The organism is Mesorhizobium sp. YL-MeA3-2017, assembly GCF_030814575.1.
GTDB classification, from domain to species: domain Bacteria; phylum Pseudomonadota; class Alphaproteobacteria; order Rhizobiales; family Rhizobiaceae; genus Mesorhizobium; species Mesorhizobium terrae.
Genome location: NZ_JAUSVH010000002.1, coordinates 97,577 through 116,216, shown reverse-complemented (window position 1 = coordinate 116,216; position 18,640 = coordinate 97,577). Strand labels below are relative to the sequence as shown.

Annotated in this window: 16 protein-coding genes; 9 read left to right on the top strand and 7 right to left on the bottom strand. The window is 58.7% G+C overall.

The features are described from left to right. Positions 1-34: 34 nt before the first annotated feature. The gene (locus QFZ88_RS26720) at positions 35-1,825 is read right to left on the bottom strand and encodes a gamma-glutamyltransferase family protein (protein WP_179654329.1); all 1,791 of its coding nucleotides are present in this window, start codon (positions 1,823-1,825) and stop codon (positions 35-37) included. A gap of 255 nt (positions 1,826-2,080) precedes the next feature. Here QFZ88_RS26720 and QFZ88_RS26715 point away from each other — a divergent pair, with 255 nt between their 5' ends. From QFZ88_RS26715 to QFZ88_RS26690, 6 genes are all read left to right on the top strand, one after another. Further along, positions 2,081-3,298 carry an ABC transporter substrate-binding protein gene (locus tag QFZ88_RS26715; protein WP_179654330.1) on the top strand — a complete coding sequence of 406 codons (1,218 nt, stop codon included), beginning with the start codon at positions 2,081-2,083 and terminating at the stop codon, positions 3,296-3,298. An 83-nt stretch (positions 3,299-3,381) separates the two neighbouring features. Beyond that, positions 3,382-4,368 carry an ABC transporter permease gene (locus QFZ88_RS26710; protein WP_083237672.1) on the top strand — a complete coding sequence of 329 codons (987 nt, stop codon included), beginning with the start codon at positions 3,382-3,384 and terminating at the stop codon, positions 4,366-4,368. Between the two features lie 10 nt (positions 4,369-4,378). Further along, positions 4,379-5,188, top strand: coding sequence for an ABC transporter permease (locus QFZ88_RS26705; protein WP_307420817.1), 810 nt, complete (start codon positions 4,379-4,381; stop codon positions 5,186-5,188). Beyond that, positions 5,185-6,303 (top strand): ABC transporter ATP-binding protein, encoded by a 1,119-nt coding sequence (locus QFZ88_RS26700; RefSeq protein WP_179654332.1) that lies wholly within the window; start codon positions 5,185-5,187, stop codon positions 6,301-6,303. The genes QFZ88_RS26705 and QFZ88_RS26700 overlap by 4 nt, the downstream gene beginning before the upstream one ends. A gap of 15 nt (positions 6,304-6,318) precedes the next feature. After that, positions 6,319-7,296: a hypothetical protein gene (locus tag QFZ88_RS26695; protein ID WP_179654333.1), complete on the top strand. Its 978-nt coding sequence runs from the start codon at positions 6,319-6,321 to the stop codon at positions 7,294-7,296. Between the two features lie 23 nt (positions 7,297-7,319). Beyond that, positions 7,320-7,754: an AMP-binding enzyme gene (locus tag QFZ88_RS26690; protein WP_307420760.1), complete on the top strand. Its 435-nt coding sequence runs from the start codon at positions 7,320-7,322 to the stop codon at positions 7,752-7,754. 327 nt (positions 7,755-8,081) lie between these two features. On the opposite strand, the gene QFZ88_RS26685 is transcribed toward QFZ88_RS26690, so the two are convergent. From QFZ88_RS26685 to QFZ88_RS26660, 6 genes are all read right to left on the bottom strand, one after another. After that, positions 8,082-9,194, bottom strand: coding sequence for an ABC transporter ATP-binding protein (locus tag QFZ88_RS26685; protein WP_179654334.1), 1,113 nt, complete (start codon positions 9,192-9,194; stop codon positions 8,082-8,084). Continuing rightward, positions 9,191-9,988: an ABC transporter permease gene (locus QFZ88_RS26680; protein ID WP_179654335.1), complete on the bottom strand. Its 798-nt coding sequence runs from the start codon at positions 9,986-9,988 to the stop codon at positions 9,191-9,193. Before QFZ88_RS26680 ends, QFZ88_RS26685 begins: the two co-directional genes overlap by 4 nt. Continuing rightward, positions 9,988-10,857 carry an ABC transporter permease gene (locus QFZ88_RS26675; protein WP_179654337.1) on the bottom strand — a complete coding sequence of 290 codons (870 nt, stop codon included), beginning with the start codon at positions 10,855-10,857 and terminating at the stop codon, positions 9,988-9,990. Before QFZ88_RS26675 ends, QFZ88_RS26680 begins: the two co-directional genes overlap by 1 nt. A gap of 19 nt (positions 10,858-10,876) precedes the next feature. Further along, positions 10,877-11,953 carry an extracellular solute-binding protein gene (locus tag QFZ88_RS26670; RefSeq protein ID WP_179654339.1) on the bottom strand — a complete coding sequence of 359 codons (1,077 nt, stop codon included), beginning with the start codon at positions 11,951-11,953 and terminating at the stop codon, positions 10,877-10,879. A gap of 37 nt (positions 11,954-11,990) precedes the next feature. Beyond that, the gene (locus tag QFZ88_RS26665; protein ID WP_373426416.1) at positions 11,991-12,659 is read right to left on the bottom strand and encodes a helix-turn-helix domain-containing protein; all 669 of its coding nucleotides are present in this window, start codon (positions 12,657-12,659) and stop codon (positions 11,991-11,993) included. Between the two features lie 280 nt (positions 12,660-12,939). Beyond that, positions 12,940-14,466, bottom strand: a complete 1,527-nt coding sequence (locus QFZ88_RS26660) for an aldehyde dehydrogenase family protein (protein WP_179654341.1) — start codon at positions 14,464-14,466, stop codon at positions 12,940-12,942. Positions 14,467-14,950: 484 nt separating this feature from the next. Between QFZ88_RS26660 and QFZ88_RS26655 the strand changes: the two genes are divergently transcribed. The 3 genes from QFZ88_RS26655 to QFZ88_RS26645 all read left to right on the top strand — a co-directional run bounded on the left by QFZ88_RS26655 (position 14,951) and on the right by QFZ88_RS26645 (position 18,368). Continuing rightward, positions 14,951-15,865 (top strand): dihydrodipicolinate synthase family protein, encoded by a 915-nt coding sequence (locus QFZ88_RS26655; protein WP_065997379.1) that lies wholly within the window; start codon positions 14,951-14,953, stop codon positions 15,863-15,865. A 199-nt stretch (positions 15,866-16,064) separates the two neighbouring features. Next, complete coding sequence (locus QFZ88_RS26650; protein WP_179654343.1) at positions 16,065-17,231, top strand: alpha-hydroxy acid oxidase; 1,167 nt, start codon at positions 16,065-16,067, stop codon at positions 17,229-17,231. A 507-nt stretch (positions 17,232-17,738) separates the two neighbouring features. Next, a complete protein-coding gene (locus QFZ88_RS26645; protein WP_245317461.1) occupies positions 17,739-18,368 on the top strand; it encodes a helix-turn-helix domain-containing protein in 630 nt (209 codons plus the stop codon). Positions 18,369-18,640: the final 272 nt, after the last annotated feature.

Here is an 18,640-nt window from a genome sequence, read left to right as displayed (position 1 = left end):
TGGACGAATGAATTTTGGGTTGGGGACGCAGTTCCTACCGGCCCGCGGCGTAACACTGAGCGTCCCGTGGGCTTGCGCCTGCTTTTAGAAGGCCCCCATCCGCGGCCGCGGCGGTCACGTAGCCCAAGGCATAGTCGTCGTAGATTTCGAGGCGGTGCCCACGCCGGCGCAAGTCATGCAGGACGGCCTCGCTGAAGCGTCCCTCAATCGCGAGATGGCCGGGATCGTATTCACGCGGGAAGAATGAATCCACCAGATGATATGTGTGGAAGGTGGGGGCATCGATCGCTTGCTGCAGATCGAGACCGAAATGGACATGGCGTAAGAATGCCTGCAAAGCCCATTGGTCCTGGCAATCGCCGCCGGGTGTTCCGAAGGCCATGTATGGCTTGCCATCGCGCATGGCGATCGTCGGCGTCAGCGTCGTGCGCGGACGCTTTCCCGGCACTAGCACGCCAGGGCAGTCCGGCTCGAGCCAGAACATTTGAGCGCGCGCCGGCATGCCGAAACCGAGACCCGAAACAACCGGCGCCATGTGCAGCGACGATCCACTCGGCGTCCCCGAGATCATGTTGCCGAAGCGATCGATGATGTCGAAGTGCGTGGTGTCGCCCGTCGCCAGTTGTTCAGTCGGTTGCCTTGGACGCGGATAATTGAAATCGAGGGATTCCGGCGTCGCGATCGCGGTAGAGCCTTTGGGCCTGATGGGGATATTTGGATGAAAGCCGTCGACTTGGCCGGGACGAAGCGAAAGAGAGACACTGTCCGTCACGAGACGACGCCGCAGAGCGTTGTAGTCGTCGGACAACAGAGCTTGTAGCGGCACATCGACGAAATCTGGATCACCGTAATAGGCGTCACGATCGGCGAAAGCGAGCTTGGCGCACTCGGTTACTGTGTGAATGAACTCGGCACTTTCGCTGCCCATTTTCCTGAGGTCGAACCCCTTGAGGAGGGCAAGTTGCTGGAGGAAAACGGGACCTTGGCTCCATGGGCCGGCTTTGTGCACCGTGTAATTCTCGTAATCATAGGAAACTGGATCCTCGACCGTGGCGCGCCAAGCCGCCATGTCGTGGCCCGTGAGAAGCCCGTGATGCCGTTCCCCGGTCGTGTCGAGAAGCGCGTTCTCACGAAAGAATTTGTCCACCGTTTCAGCGACAAATCCTTCGTACCAGCAGCGTCTTGCAGCCTCTATTTGTCCTTGGCGGTTGCCACTCGCACTTTCGGCTTCCCGCACGATCCGTTCGAAAGTAGCCGCCAAATGAGGCCTTTGGAACAGCTTGCGGGGTTCGGGAACTTTGCCGCCCGGCAGCCAGACTTCGGCCGAGGCCGGCCACTCTTCTCGAAAGAGCTTTTCCACGTTGCGGATGATTGTTGCGGCGTTGTCGAGCAGGAAAAAGCCGTCGCGCGCATATGTGATGGCAGGTGTCATCACGTCGCGCAGGCTCATCGTTCCATATTCGGCGAGCAGAAGCATCCACGCGCCGAAGCTGCCTGGGACGACAGCCGGCAGCAATCCGGTCCCTGGGATGATGGACATGCCGAGCTCTTTGAACTTGGCTGGCGTGGCGGCCTTTGGTGCCGTACCTTGTCCGCAGACGACTTTCACAGCGTCGGTCGTTGCCGAGTAGAGCACCAGCGGCATCTCACCTCCCGGTCCGTTCTGATGCGGTTCCGTGACGTGGAGTGATGTTCCTGTCGCCACGGCGGCATCAAATGCATTGCCGCCTTGTTCCAGAATTGACATACCGGCCGCCGTGGCCAGCCAGTGGGTTGATGTGACGACGCCAAAAGTGCCGTTGATTTCGGGTCTTGTCTTGAACATGCTCGATCCCACTGCCTTCGATGCGCTGACGTGGATTTCCCTATGCCCTAAGCCGCATGCTTCTTGGCTCCGGCTGTCATCCGGGCAATTCATCCGCTCATGCGCACGCTCTCCGGGGCTCTTCGGTAAGGCGATCTGTCCCTTGATTGGGCGGTCTGAGATTTAGCTGAGGCATAGAATTTCTTTCCAAGCGGAATCGATCGTCCAGCCGTCTGCGGGCTCTTGGCATACGCCCTGAACATGAGCGGAAGGCAGTTGGCAAAGAAGGTTCGGTCACTTGACGACAAGCGCCGGATGTCGCTAATGTTTTATGCGACTAAAATAATTGATGCAATACAAAAACGGGAGGATGAGATGGAATGGCGTGACGCAGACCGTCGCTTGCCAACAGGGAATCTCGATCGGCGATCGCTGCTAAAGGCCTTGGGTTCGGTCGGATTGGGAGTCGCGATGATGAGCGCGACCAAGACGAATCCGGCCTTCGCGGCCGATCAGGTGTCCGTCTACACCTGGACGACATACAACAACCCGAAGCTCTTTCAGTCATATATCGACAAGCACGGAAAGCCCGACATCAGCTTCTTTGGCGACACCGACGAAGCTTTCAGCAAATTGGCCGGCGGCTATAAAGTCGACCTTTCGCACCCCTGCGCCGACGACATGGTCCGGTGGCAGAAATCCGGAATGCTGAAGCCGATCGATGAAAGCAAGCTCTCCCATCTGAAGAGCTTCTGGCCGGAGCTCCTGAAATTGCCGGCAACCGTTGACGAGTCGGGCAATCGCTGGTTCGTCCCATTCGATTGGGGCAATACATCGATCTTGTACCGTACGGACAAGGTGGAGATAAAAGGCGACCCGTCATGGTCGCTGCTGTTCACCGATGACCGGTATAAGGGGCAAATCTCGAGCTATGATTCCGGGCCGCCCAATGTCGAGATCGCCGCGGCTATACTGGGATATCCTGACCTCTTCAACCTTACCGACGACCAACTGAAGGAATGCGCCAAGCTGCTTCGCCATCAGCGCGATAACGTGCGCTTCTATTGGTCGGATCAGTCGACTGCGGAACAAAGTCTCGCATCTGGGGAAATTGTCGCTGCTTATGCCTGGAACGATGCCGTCGCGCGGCTGAAGAAGCAAGGTCTCCCGGTCAGCTACATGAACCCCAAGGAAGGGATGCGGACGTGGGTGTGCGGGTTGGTCATGATGAAGGATGTGGCGCAAGAGGATCTCGCCTATGACTTTATCAATGCCTTCACTTCTCCGGATGCCGGCCAATTCTGCGTCGAGACACTGGGAACAGGGCATGTCAACCGCAAGGCATTCGATATGGTCGACCCCAAAGTCCTCGACTCCCTCGGTATCGGCAATCCAACAGCCATGATGGAGAGAACCGTATTTCTTCGCGCGGTGCCGGAAGAGCGACGGAAGAAGTACGTCAACCTGTTCAATACGATCAAGGCGGGCGGCTGAGATCGAAACAGCGTGCGCTGGTGTGCCTCCATCGGCGCACGCGCGTTTTATCAGGCCATGCATTCAACGAGGTTGGCAGTCGAATGGTGCCCAATAAGAATGAGGTGCAGGTTATTGCGGCATCATCAGGCTATAGTGCAATCCCCGTTGACAGGCATGACGCGCCGGCATCCATCACCCGGCGCCTGCGGCGTCTCTGGCTGAGATCCGAAGCCCTTCGCGGCTATCTTCTCCTGTCTCCCACCCTGCTCGTGATGGTTTCCCTGTTGGCGCTGCCTTTGGCGATGCTGCTCGTCCTCAGCTTCTGGACACAGGATGGGATAACTTTCGACAGAACTTTCACGCTGGACAACTACAGGGAGTTCTTCGCCTACAGCGATTCCCCGCTGTACATAAAGCTCCTCATCAGGTCTGTCGCGATGTCGGCCGTTTCTACTGGCGTCATTTTATTGATGTCTTATCCGATCGCCTACTACCTCGCCTTCCGCGTCCGGCAGCACAAGGTCGTCTGGATCATCCTGATCACCGTTCCATTCTGGATCAGCTACTTGCTCCGGATCTTCGCCTGGAAGGTCATCCTGGGATTTGACGGCTTGATCAATTCGAGCCTGATCAGCCTGCATCTCATCGACAAGCCGCTGGAATTCTTGCTTTACAACCCGGTGGCGGTCACGATCACGCTCAGTCACGCCTGGGCCGCCTATGCCATCCTGCCCATATATGTTTCGCTTGAAAAGATAGATCGCTCATTGCTGGAAGCCGCGACAGATCTCGGCGATTCCAAGCTGAAGCGTTTCCTGCGGATTACGCTGCCTCTGTCGATGCCGGGAACGATTGCCTCGCTGCTTCTTGTCTTCATCCCGACGGTCGGTGACTACGTCACGCCGACGCTCGTTGGCGGTACGTCAGGCATGATGATCGGCAATGTCATCCAGACTTTGGTGACAACCTCAGACAATATGCCGATGGGAGCCGCGGCATCGGTCATCATGATGTTTTTCGTGACCATGCTCATCTGCGGCCTTCTGCTTGTCGTCGGCAAGCGCCATCGCCAAGTAAAGGAGCTCTGACTTGGCAAACGTGCTCAAACCAACCTGGCTCGGGCTTTATGCCTTCTGCTTTCTGATCTTTCTTTATGGGCCCGTCCTGCTCCTGCCGCTATTCTCGTTCAACGACAGCATCTACATCACCTTTCCGTTGAAAGTGTTCACATTTGACTGGTATCGCCAGATGGCCCAGAACCAGCAGATGATTGAGGCCCTCAAGGCAAGCCTCAAAGTGGCAATCAGCGTTTCGCTTATCTGCACTTGCCTTGGCTTCATCGCGGCCAAGGCAGTGACTCGATTCACTTTGCCCGGCCGCGCGCTGGTGGTGGGCTTTCTGATGCTGCCACTTGTCATCCCGTCGCTGGTTCTTGCCCTGGCGCTGCTCGTCGTCGTGAGAAAATTGCTCGGATTGGACCTGTCGCTCGTCACGGTCGCCGCGGGACATGTCATGCTCTGCGTTCCATTCTCGATGCTGATCCTCATCTCCCGGCTCGAGGGTTTCGACAGGAGCCTCGAGGAGGCCGCCTATGATCTCGGCGATTCCACGTTCAAGGTTCTCTACCGCGTGACTTTACCGCTGGTCTGGCCGGCCATCGTCTCCAGTTTGTTGCTCTGTTTCACGGCATCTTTCGACGAGTACCTTCTGGCAGCGTTCCTCAGCGGTTCCGAGGGGACATTGCCGGTATTCATTTTCAGCCAATTGCGGTTCCCGCAGAACCTACCGGGCGTCCTGGCCCTGGGCAGCTGCATTCTCTTGGGTTCGGTATTTCTTGTAACACTGGCCGAGGTCGTGCGGCGTCGCGGCGTGCCAGAATCAACGTCGGCGGGAACTCTGGTATCATGACCACAGATGAGCGGGAGCGGTTTATCCAAATAGAGGGCGTTTCAAAGCTGTTCGGCGCCCTGCGGGCCGTCCACGACATCAGCTTCACGATCCGCAAAGGCGAGTTTTTTTCCCTGCTCGGACCGTCTGGCTGTGGCAAAACCACATTGCTTCGCATGTTAGCCGGCTTTGAGTATCCATCGCTGGGCGAGATCTATATCGACGGTCAGCCTATGTCCGCCGTCGCTGCCAACAAGCGGCCAACCAACATGGTTTTCCAGAGCTATGCGATTTTCCCGCACCTTGATGTGCGGGAAAACATCGCTTACGGCCTGAAGAACCGGAAGATGAGTGCAAGTGCGATTGAAGAAGAGGTCGATCGGGCACTAGAGCTGATCATGATGCCGACCTATGGCCATCGTAGACCGCATCAACTTTCCGGCGGACAGCGGCAACGTGTGGCATTGGCGCGCGCATTGGTTTGTAAACCCAAAGTCTTGCTGCTTGACGAGCCCCTGGGCGCGCTCGACAAGAAACTCCGCGAGGAAATGCAGCTTGAACTGAGGCAATTGCAGCGGGAGGTCGGTATCACCTTCGTCTTCGTCACACATGATCAAGAAGAAGCGCTCACAATGTCTGACCGAATAGCCGTGATGGCAAAAGGCCGCGTACTGCAAATCGATACGGCCTCACAACTTTACGAGGAGCCGCTCTGCAAAGAAGTCGCCGGCTTTATCGGATCGATGAACTTCATTGATGGCAAGGTTGTGTCGACAACAGATGAGAATTATATCGTCGAGGCCGGCCCATTAGGCCGCTTTTGCGTTGCGCGCAGAGAAGGGTCTGTCCTGCGCAGCTCGGTGACCATAGCAGTTAGACCCGAAAAAATTACCGTGAGTGATACACCGGTCGCCCCGCGGGGAGAGAACGTCATCAAGGGAAAAATGACTGCGCACGCCTATCTTGGGGACCGCAACCACTATTACGTGGATGCCGGCACAGGGTCTAAGCCAATAGCCGTTGCCAAACAGAACAATGTGCGGACGGGCAGGAACGAGGATCTAGTCGGCTGCGACGTCTGGCTAAGTTGGAAGCCGGAATCGTCGGTTCTTCTGCCCTTGACGGACGGTGGCTGACGACCAGGCACGACGATGGTTCAAAAAGGCCACAAGCCATTGCCGTCGAATCGCAGGGCTTTCCTATTCTGTGTCGTTCTATTGACGTGGTTATTGTCTGCTGGCAACGCGCCGGCGCTTGATATCAGGCGCCCCCTGGTCGGCGCCTGGGGTGAAACCGCGCTGATGATCGATATTGAAAACATGGATGATGCTTCCATTTCCGGCGTCATTGTCCAAACCTGGGTCGACGCCACCAGGCAACGCGTGAGTGGCCAGGCAAAATTCATGGGGGTTCGAAAGGGGCCAGATTTTGAGATTTTTCTCTTTCCATCCCGCCTCGTCACTCTGCCTTTTGCCTTTTACGCTCATCTTGATGCTAGCGGGCTAACCCTATCAACATCTGCACAAGACGATGCTTGGACAGTGACTGGTCTCAAAGACGGAAATCAAGCGATCTATGAATCAATGCTTGCAACCTTGCCGCCCGTTCAGTTGGTGCTGCCTTTTGTCAAGGCGCCCCCGCAGTCGACAGATAGCGAGACATTGCAAAACGCTCCGATTGATGGGGAGGGATGTCAATGCGGCGCGGAGAAGAAGACCCGTGTTGCAGCCGAGACCGCTGACTTCGCGGTTAGGGTGGACCGCTCTATGGCCGAGTTGAATGATTATGTGCTGGGAATGGAGGCCTCTCAAACAGAAATGAACGCAAGGGCCCGGGCATTAAACTCCCCGCCAGCGCGTCGTCTGTTCGTGACAACGTTTGATGACGCGGCATTGCTGCCGGCCCGATTGCGAATGACACTCCAGAGCGTGAGAGCTTTCGACAGCGTCTTGCGCGAGCGCCGCGAACGGCAAATCGCCAGACTCGACGCGCTAGAGGCATCTTGCAGACAGCGCGACTTGTCACCGGCCGAGGCGATGACGACGGAAGCAAAATTGTGGTTTCGATCTTGTGACCGAGTTGCTCGCGCCAGTAGATTTCTAGATGGGTGGACAGGCCATTTCGAGTAGCGGATGTATCCTCCGCGCCAACGTTGAGCCGGCCGGACGAGACGGCGCGTGCCTTCAGCGCGGACGGCTGGTTTCTAACCGGCGTCATGGCGAAACGGGACGAGGACGGCTTCGTCGCTTTGGTCGACCGCCGCAAGGACATGTTCATCTCCGGCGGCGAGAACTTCTTCCCGGCCGAGGTCGAGATGGCGCTGCTCGCTCATCCTGATATCGCCGAGGTGGCGGTGATCGGCGTCGCCGGCGAACGCTGGGCCGAGGTCGGCCGTGCCCTCGTGGTGCTCAAGCCCGGCCGCGTCCTCGACCCGGCGGCGCTGACCGGACATTGCGCTGAACGCATCGTCCGATACAAGGTACCCAAGCAGTTTTGGGCCATAGAAGCATTGCCGCACACTGCGTCTGGCAAGATCCAGAACCACCTGTTGCGCGACTGGGTTAACCCAGGGCCTGCTACGAAGTGAAAGCTGTTCTAAAGATGGCCAATGGCAACCTGCCTTCGGCCGTCGCGCAGGGTGCTGAAGCCCTTGAGCAAGCCCCGCGTGCGCGCCGTTAGTTGGGTCGATCAACAAGCGGATAGTTCCGTCCGAACCGACGGTTGGACAATGACAAGCAAACAATTGCCGCCTTTCGACTCGGCGATCTCTCGAAGGTGCATTCCCGCGTTTCTCGCGGATGTGGGGGTCGACAGTCGGCACCGGGATCGCCTCGTCGACAAGATCCGCATACCAGAGGGAGATGTCGCCGTTGCGTTCGACTTGCGTGGTAGAAATATCCGTTTTGGGAATGGGTCAGGTGAGTGTGGTGTCGGCTGTGCTGTCGTCGGGCAGGAGTTTCGCATCGGCGCCATCGAAGCACAACTCGACCTTCTCGCCGAGGCCGAAACTGTCGCCGGCGAGCGGCGAGCGCACGATCGCGGTCGAGTCGTCGCCGAGCCTCACTTCGTATTTCGACCCTGAACCGAGATAGATCGCCTCGGCGATCGTTCCCGACAGCCGGTTCGTGCCGGCGGCATCCTGTCCCGGCCGGCGGATGGCAAGTTTCTCCGGCCGCAGCAGCATCACCGGACTGGCTTCGCCATTGAGGCGGCGCGGCGCGGCGACCGTCTCGCCGGCAACGGTCAGTGCCGTGCTGCTCCCATCGCTCTTCGCTTCGCCGCGCAACACGGTGGAATCGCCGATGAAGCGGCCGACGAACAACGTCGCCGGCTCGTCATAGAGCTGGCGGCCGGTGCCGACCTGCTCGATGCGCCCGCGGTTGAACACGGCGATCCGGTCCGACAGCACCAGAGCCTCTTCCTGGTCGTGGGTGACATAGACGAAGGTGGTGCCGAGCTCGCGGTGGATGCGCTTGATCTCGAGCTGCAGCCATTCGCGCAGCTTCTTGTCGAGCGCGCCGAGCGGCTCGTCCATCAGGAGCAGAGGCGGATCGAAGACGATGGCGCGCGCGAGAGCAACGCGCTGCTGCTGGCCGCCGGAAAGCTCGCTCGGATAGCGATGCGCGAAATCGCCCATCTTGACCATGTCGAGCGCTTTCGCGACCCGCTTCTTGCGCTCGTCCTGAGCGATGCCGCGCAATGTCAGCGGATAGGCGACGTTGCGGCCGACCGTCATATGCGGGAACAGCGCGTAGTGCTGGAAGACGACGCCGATATTGCGCTTGTGCGCCGGCACGCCGACGACGCTCTTCCCCCCGACCGAGAGCTTGCCGCTGGTCACGTCGGTAAAGCCGGCGATCACATTGAGCGTCGTCGTCTTGCCCGAGCCGCTCGGCCCCAGCAGCGTCATGAACTCGCCCGGCTCGATCCTGAGCGATACGCCGTCCAGCGCCTTGAAGGCGCCATAGGCCTTGCTGACCGTGTCGAGATCGATCGCGGCGCCCCGATTTTCCGGTCTCGGGTTCATAGGCGTCCCTTCCGCTCGCGGCCAAGGAGGAGCATGCCGCCGCCGATCAGGATCGTGGTGGCGAACAACAGGATGGTGCCAACGGCCGCGACCGTCGGATCGGCATCGCGCGTGATCGAGGAAAATATCTGCACCGGCAACGTCTTGAGGTAGGGGTTGGTGATGAACAGCGACACCACGATCTCGTCGAAGGAGGTGGCGAAGGCGAACAGCAGGCCCGACAGGATGCCGGGCAGGATCAGCGGCAGCGTCACCGTACGGAACGTGGTCAGCGCGCCGGCGCCGAGGCTTGCCGCCGCCGTCTCCAGCCGCCTGTCGAACACTTCGAGATTGGCCGAGACCGCGATCAGCACGAAGGGCAGCGCCAGAATGGTATGCGCAAGCACGAAGCCGGTCAGCGTGCCGACCAGCTGCGCATCGAGATAGACGGCGTAGATGCCGATCGCCAGAACCACGCCCGGCACGACCATCGGGGTCAGCATCAGCATGCGCAAGAGATTGGCCGGCCGCGCCTTCATGCGGTCGAGACCGAAGGCGGCGAGCGTGCCGAGCACCGTCGCCAGCACCGCCACCAGCGAGGCGACCTTGAGCGAGTTGAGGAAGCTGGAGGACCATTCCGGGTTGGTGGCGAAGTTCTGGTACCACTGCCAGGAAAAGCCCTGCGGCGGAAAAGCGAGCGACTTGTTCTCGTTGAACGACATCGGCACGACAACCAGTGTCGGCGCCACCAGCCATATCGCCACCAGCAGGCAGACGAGGCCGAGGATGACGCGGGTGAGCGGCTTCATCTCCATCAGCGTCGCCCCGCTTCCCGATGCCTCGACCGCATCACGGGTGCTGCCAGCGCCAGCAGCACGAAGGTCGCGACCAGCAGCACCACGCCCATCGCGCCGCCGCGCCCCCACTGCAGCAGGCTGAGCACCTGCGTCTGCACGAGAGTCGACAGCATGGTCGAGCGCGGTCCGCCGAGCAGCGCCGGCGTGATGTAGAAGCCCAGCGCCAGAATGAAGACGATGATCGCGCCCGCATAGACGCCGGGCAGCGACAGCGGCAGATAGACGGTGAAGAACGCGCGCGATGGCCGCGCGCCGAGGCTTCGCGCCGCCTGCACCAACCTGAGATCGATGCCCTTCATCACCGAATAGAGCGGCAGGATCATGAAGGGCAGAAGCACCTGCGCCATGCCGATCACCACGCCCGTCTGGGTGCGGATCAGCCGGACGCCGTCGAAACCGGCCGCCCTGAGCAGGGAGTTGATGACGCCGGAATCCTGCAGCAGGATCACCCAGGAAAGCGTGCGCACCACGCCGCTTACCCAGAACGGGATCAGGACGCAGAGCACCAGGACAAGCCGCACGCGCGGCCCGACGGCGGTCATCAGATAGGCGTATGGATAGGCGCAGAGCACGCAGACCACCGTCACCCAGGCCGAGATGGTGAAGGTGCGCTGGAGCACCGTCAGATTGACCGGAGCGCCGAAGAACCAGGTGTAGTTCTGCAGGCCCCATTGCGGCTCCGACAGGCTGCGTAGCACGATGGTGATCAGCGGATAGCCGATCACCGCGGCCAGCAGCACGAGCGCCGGCAGCGTGAGCGCGTACGGCCGCCATGCCCAACCCACCCGTTGCGGGGCCGAAGGCGTCGTCGGTTCGAGCGCGCTCACGGGTCTCTCCTTCAGCCGGTCAGTTGCCGGCCATCAGCGCGGACCACTTCTCCTGCGCCACGGCGAAGTTCGGCACCCAGAACTTGAAGTTCTGCTTGTAGCCCTGCTTCTGGCGATCCGGCGTGTTGGTCAGGAAGGCCGCGACGGAATCGTCGACCTTGGGCTGCGCCTCGCTGTTGATGGGCGTGTAGGACGTCTTCTCGGTCAGGATTTCCTGGGAATTCTTGCCGAGATAGGCGTTGATCAGCGCATAGGAGGCGTCCGTATCCTTGACGCCGACCGGGATCGTCATCTGGTCCATCACCACCAGCCAATCCTGCCAGGCTGGCGCGTATTTGGCGCCGTTCTTGACCGCGGTCATGGCGCGGCCCGTCCACATCATCAGCATGTCGGCCTCGCCGGATTCGGCGAGCTGCTGCGATTCAGCGCCCGTCTTCCAGAAAATGGTATCGGGGCCGAGTTTGCGGACCACATCGATGGCCTTGTCGATATCGGCCACCGTCATCGCCTTCGGGTCGCCGCCGGCATACTTGAACGCCTGCTCGAGCAGGCCGCCCGTGGGGCTGCCCGAGCCGTCGATCCCGCGCACGCCCGGGAATTTCTTCGTATCGAAGAAATCGGCCCAGCTCTTGGGCGGATTATCCTTGTACTTCTCCTTGTTGTACATCAGCACGACGCCGTAGTTCATCGCCGGCACCGAGCATTCGCCGACCTGGCCTTCCGGGATTTTCGAGACGTCGAGCTTCGTCGGATCGAGCTTCTGGAACAGCTTGCCGCAATAGACGTAAGGCGGCAGGTCGTCGGTATCGACGACGTCCCAGGTGACATTGCCGGATTCGACCTGCGCCTGCAGCTTGGCGATCTCGGTCGGACCGTCATTGAGCAGCTTCACGCCGGACTTGTCGACGAAGTCCTTCAGCGCCGCCGCCTGGCCGTCCTGGTAGATGCCGCCATAGGAGACGAAGGTCAGGGTCTTGCCTTTCAGCGACCCTTCCTTCACCTCGCCCGCCACGGGCTTGTCCTGCGCAAGTGCTGCGGTGCCCAGAAGACCAAGCGCCAGCACGGCGCCAAGACCTGCAAGTTTCGACTTCAACATCACTGTATCTCTCCCATTCATGCCCGCGTTTGATCGGTTACCTGGCGGCGGGCGGTTTCCAGGTCGTGTATTGGTCGAGCTCGGCGCGCGCCGAGGTCGGCGGCGCGATGATCCACATCACTTCGGCCCGGCCGCTGCCGATGTTCTCCGTGCGATGCGGGGTGGAGGTGGTGTATTCGACGCTGTCGCCCTCTTCGAGGACATGGCGCGCCTCGCCGAGCGAGACCTCGACGACGCCGCGCAGGACGATCAGCATCTCATGCGCATCGCCATGCGTGTATTGGCCGGAACCTGTCGAGCCGCCGATTTCGAACTCGCCGACATAGACTTCCATGTCGCTCAGCGGAGGCCGCGAAAGCAGCATCTTGCGGCAACCGTCGCTCGGCGGCAGGCTTGGCCGCTCGCTGCGCCGCAGCACGCCATGGTGATTTTGAGCCGCGCTTTCCGCAAACAGCAGCGCGACGCTGACTCCGAGCGCCGAAGCCATCTGGTTGAGCGATGCCGTGCTGGCGCCGGTCAGGCCGCGTTCGAGCTGGCTGATGAAGCTGGCGCTGGTGCCGGTCGCCTCTGCGAGGTCGCGCAGGGAAAGCCTGCGGGCCAGGCGAAGGCTCTTCAGCCGCATGCCGAGCACCTCTTGGACGGCGGCGGCTACTGAACCGCCCTTGTTCTTAATCGGGGTCTGGCCGCCTTTGGGAGCCTTCGGCATTTCGTTTGTTCTCCACTGTACGATCTGTACAGTGGTACTGTACGGATTGCAAGCGGTGACAGTCCGGAGCCCCGGGGCCCGGAAAGAATGGCTATATCTGTCTGTGCGGGCGAGGGCCCGATGACGGTGTTTTCCGGTCTGGCCGCGCGCCTCCATGACGAGCGTTCTGCCCACTCTTCGGCCTCCTCTGGCGAATGTTGAAGCTGGTCAGCCACGTAGAAAGTGATGCACCTTGCAAAACCGCCTACGTCGAAGGTGAAGACCTAGCGGATCGCGGTGCCTACACTAAGCTATTGTCGCTGGGCATTTTGTAGGCCTCTGCTTCAGCATAGGGGAACCACCAGAAGTCTTGCGTTTGAGCTTCGGGATCGATCATCACCCACTTCGAGCTTTGAAATTGTGCCAGGCCTTCTGGCCCGAGTTGCCGACCTACACCTGACATCTTCCGCCCGCCAAACGGCAATGCGTCATTATCGAGAACGGGCGCATTTACCCAGACCATTCCTGCTTCGATCTCGTTCACAGCGCGCATGACTTCACGCATATCCCGGGAATACAAAGTGGCCCCAAGCCCGAAATCAGATCTATTTGCAAGCATGAGGGCTTCCTCAAAGCTTGCAACCTTACAGATGGGCGCTACAGGTCCAAAAGATTCGCCATTCAAAATCTCTGAATCCGGCGAGACATTAGTCAGCACGGACGGCTCAACGAACCAACCACGGTTGAGACTAGCCGGCCGGTTGCCGCCGGTCGCAAATTTCGCACCTTCAAGCCGTGCGCGCGATAGAAGTGCTTCAAATCGATCCCTCTGACGAGACGTCGCCATAGGACCAATATCGACTGCGTCGAGGCCATTCCCGATCCGCAGCCTTTTTGCTTCAACCACCATGCGCTCCACGAATTCATCGTGGATATCCTGATGAACGTAAAAACGTTCTGCAGAAGTGCAAACTTGGCCGCAATTTAGATACGCAGCGAACGCGCCGGCACGCGCAGCTACGTCGAGGGGAGCGGAAGGCATAACAATGAATGGGTCATTGCCGGATGCTTCGATAAGGACAGGCTTGAATGTCTCCGAGCAGGCCCTCATGATCTCCTGTGCGATTGGAACAGAGCCGGTATAGGCGATGCAATGGGTTTTGCGGCTCCTGACCAGTTGCTGGGCCACACGAGGCCCGCCAGTGACAACCTGGACAAGCCCCTTTGGAAGGGAGGTAAAAACCTCCATGAATTTCAGGGTCGTGATTGTGGTCTGCTCATGGGGTTTGACGATCACTGAGTTCCCAGCCGCGAGCGCTGCCGCGAGTTCCCAACACATGAGGACGAGAGGGAAATTGAAGGGAAGAATGATGACGACCGTTCCAAGCGGCTCCTTGATCGAATAGTGAAATTGACCCGGCACCGTGGTTCCCGCAACGCGGCCGGCATCATGGCGGCCCAGTTCTGCGTAGTAGTCGATCGCCGTCGCACACCACGAAGTTTCGTCGACCGATTCCTTGAAAGGCTTTCCTTCCTCACGAGTCATAAAGTACCCGTAGATTGCCTTATCGCGACGAATTCTCGCGGCAACTTCATGCAGCATTGTGGACCGGGTGCGAGGATCGAAGGCAAGCCACCTGTTACGAGCCGCATTGGCGATGTCCATAACATCGTCCGTCTCGCCTTCAGACGCGCTAGAGATTTCGGCGATGCGATCTTCCGTAGCCGGATCGATCACAGAAATCTGCTCCGTCGATTTGCTTTTTACATACTGCCCCTCGACGAACAGCGTTCCTGATAGCCGATCAAATTCATGTTGAAACTGCATTGCTTTCTCCTCTTGCCCGTTTTGAAGCTTGTCGCAGTCTTTTGACTGTGCCGAAGAGCTGAGACAGAGCTGCGCCGGGCCTCTCCTTGATCGCGCTAAGCTTTCCGAAAGCCGCTCGAGGTTGCCGTCGCCAAGCCCTACCCGGCAACCGATTGCGTGAACTTCACAGAATACCTTTGGTGTAATTTGACTCGCCGCGGTTTTCCGCGCAGCAGTGGCGAAGCTCCAAGCGCTGGAGCGTGCCTCCAGGATGGCGCTTACGACTGAGTTTATGCCGCCCCTCTGTATCCAACTTTGATCAACGTATGTCGAAAAATTTCAACATACAACATATTTTTTCGAACAGCCCCCTAGCGGAACAGCGTGTCGCCGACTATTGTCGCAGACACCTTAATCGCCCAGACAATGCCGGTTCAATTCGAGCCGAACTTAGCCTTGGCGGCACTTTGCTGCCGCGCTGATTCTGCCTAGAGAGGGAGCTTCGATGACGCTAAGCAAGGACTCGATCCGTGGGCTGTTCACTGCAACGACCACACCACTTACAACACACGGTCAGTTGCACGCGGCGGCCATCCCGCAACAGGTTGAGGTTCTATTGAGCGCAGGCATGACGGGGCTGGTTCCCGTAGGCGGCACGGGTGAGGGGGCCGCCCTTACGCTTGAGGAGCGGACAGAGGTGGTTAAGGCGACTGTAGCGGCCGTGAACGGTCGGGTTCCGGTTGTGGCCGGTGTTGTCACCCCTGGGCTTCCTGACACCCTTAAGGCTGGGCGCGCTTTTCTTGATGCCGGTGCGGATTCGTTGATGGTGATCACGCCATTCGGTACCGCTCCGACACAGCAAGGGATTAGAGATTATTTCAAAGCGGTCGCCGACGCTTTCGGCCAAGCCGTCATGCTCTATGATATCCCATATTTGACGCTTGTTGCCACCCAGCCTGAGACGGTCAGGTCGATTGTCGACGACGGATCGATTTTCGCGATGAAGGCCTCTAACCCAGATCAAGCTCTCTTCACAAAACTGCTAAATCTCGTTGGGTCTGAAATCGCTATCATGTCGGGAGACGAGGACCTGTTTGCCGTTGAGGTTGCGTTGGGCGCGGTCGGAGGCGTGCTCGCATCCAGTAATATCCTTCCACACACATGGGTAGAGATCTTTGAGACCGCGAACAGTGGTGATTTGGCTGGCGCGCAACGGCAGCTGGCACGTCTGTCAAACTTCATTACAACAGTTTATTCGGAACCAAATCCCGGTCCAATGAAGGCCGCGCAGGCTATTGCTGGCTTCGACGTCGGTCCCGTCCGACTTCCAAATAAGAATGCATCGACGCAGGTAACCGAAGCTATGCGATCGCAACTGGCAAAGTTGTTGGCGTACGAACGCCAACTCAGCTCTCGGTGAACTTGTCGCTGCATCGACGCAGGCCGGGCGTGGTCACATCCACCTGCCAATGCGTTGCCAGAACTGCAGGCGGTTCAACGGCCAGCATCGAACGGCCTTTTTTTTGAAAGCGCTTTTGTGTGACGCAAATCCGGATGTCGGCGGCGAATATGCAAACTATCCGTTTATAATATGACTCATATTCACGATGAGGATCAGAGTGCTCAGTAACTCTCTGGACTTTCAGAATTTTATGGAGGTTCGCGCGATTGCCAAGCGTCGACTGCCACGCGGCATTTTTGAATATATTGATCGTGGCGCTGAAGATGAGCGAGCGCTGAAGTCAAATCGGCTAGCATTTGATCGCGTTAAGATCCGGCCATACGTCTTGCGGGGGGCGGCCACACCTCGCTCGACGAGTGTATGCCTATTTGGATCTGAATTTGTAACGCCCTTGATCGTGAGTCCCACGGCTTTTGCCGGTCTGGTTCACTATCGCGGTGAGATCGAACTAGCGCGAGCCGCCGCAGACTTCGGGATTCCGTTCTGCGCAGCTACAGAAGCAATTACGTCCGTTGAAGAAATCGCACGCGCAAGTCCCGTACCGGTTTGGTTCCAGCTTTATCTCTGGGACAACGAGGCCGTTTCTTACGAGTTGATGGACAAAGCATGGACAACAGGATCGCGGACGCTCGTCCTTACCGTTGACACACCTGTGATGCCGAAACGCGAATTCAACAGGAGAAACGGTTTCGACATTCCATTTCGGCTTTCATCAAAGAATATTTTTGACGTGGCTCTGCATCCTGTTTGGGCGTGCGGAGTGCTTGGGCGGTATCTGGCCACCAGTGGCCTTCCGAATTTCGCCAACTATCCGCAAAAATACAGAAAGAACCTCTTGAGACGCGGTGGCGGTCCATCCCTTAATCTTATGCCTGAGCTTAATTGGGACCATGTTCGCCACGTCCGAGAGCATTGGAAGGGAACTCTCGTCATCAAAGGCATTCTGCGGAAGGAAGATGCGCATAAGGCGGCAGATATCGGGGCCGAGGGTGTCGTGATATCAAATCACGGCGGCCGCATGTTCGATAGCGCGGTCCCGCCGATCGAGGTTCTCAAAGAGATCGCCGATAGCGTCGGTCACGAGCTAACAGTGCTCGCGGATAGCTCCATCCAGCGCGGAAGCGACATTTTTAAGCTCATCGCAGCGGGAGCCAAGGCAGTACTGGTCGGACGCAGCATGCTTTATGCGACCGCAGCCGGTGGGCGTCAGGGCGCCATGCAGATGATGCAAATACTCTCAGATGAACTTGCGATGACGATGGACCTCAGCGGATGCCGAACGCTCGCTGACATCGACGAAAGCATGCTTGTTCGGGGCGTTTAGCGATCGGCCAGACGTCTCGGCGAACTCGACATCTTGGAACCCTCTGCCTGGGATGTGGGCAGTTCACGTTCGCGTTTCGGACCAGGTGGTCCATTTCCGGTACGCTACGATTGTTTCGCTGCCGCCAACACAATGAAAAGACCACGCCGAGGATGACGACATCAGCGGGCTGGACAAGCAGATCGTGAAAACCGCTGGCAGGGGCGGGTTGGTGATCAGTCGGTTAGACCAAGGTCGTTTCGCGCCAGTCGGCCAAGACTGCCCGTTGGGCCGTTCTGAGCCCCAGGCTCTGGAATACAGGCTGCCGACTGCGGCACAAGGTGCGATGAGGCGCCTACCTTGCGCCGTATTTGCCAATTGCCTCATGCCCACGAGGGCCCTCCATACATGAGGAAAGGCAAGGCGCCTCGCTGCCCCTAGCGTGTTCAATTTTTTGTACACGCAACTTTCACTGACGCTGCTCGCACTATATAGGGAATCATCGGTCAGGCCACGGCGGAGAACATTGTGAAAGTTACTAAGGGTGCTGAGACACATGCCGACGTGAGCGAGGCTGTTTCGGCGAAATCGCGTGCAAAGAGCGAGGCCAACGACTTGGCCGTCGGGGCCCGCCTAAAGGTCGTTCGCGAGCAAGCGGGCTTGTCGCAACGAGAATTGGCGAAGCGCGCAAAGGTGACAAACTCGACAGTTTCCTTGATAGAGCAGGAATCGCACGCCCCATCCCTCGCTTCGCTCCACAGAATCTTGAATGCAATCCCCATATCAATGGCGGACTTTTTCGCGCTGCCGGCATCAAGGCAAAACGTGCTCGCATACGACGCCAAGGATATGGCGGCGGTTACGCGCGGGAAGGTTGATATGCGGGTGATGGGCAGCGAAAGGCGAGACAAAAGACTTCAGATGTTCATTGAACACTATTCGCCGGGAACAGATACCGGCAAAGCGCATATTTCCCATGAAGGTGAGACAGCAGCTTTAATTATCGACGGGGTAATGGAACTCGAGACCAGTGAGGGCGTTCGGCGAATTGAAGCAGGCGGGGGCTTCCACATCCTTAGCGCCGTACCATATCGGCTGAAAAATGTCGGCAAGACGGTAGCTGTCGTGGCCTGTGCCGTAACTCCTCCAATGTTTTGAGCAGGGTAGCTCCGTATCGACCACGTGCCAGGTTCCCATCGAACCAAGCAGAAGTCTCACCCATGCGCGTAAACCGCGTCTTAGTTGCACTGGCAAGGCTGGCGACCTCATCCGCCGCAACTCGAATGCCTTTGCAGAATGGCCCCTGAATCGTCGGCAGAGTAAGCGATGATCTCCATGAAGCTCCCGGTGGTGGGTGCTGATCTCGCCTAACCTTCGCGACGGCCGAGGGCCACAGCTTCACGAGACTGAGGACCCGATTGCCACGTTTG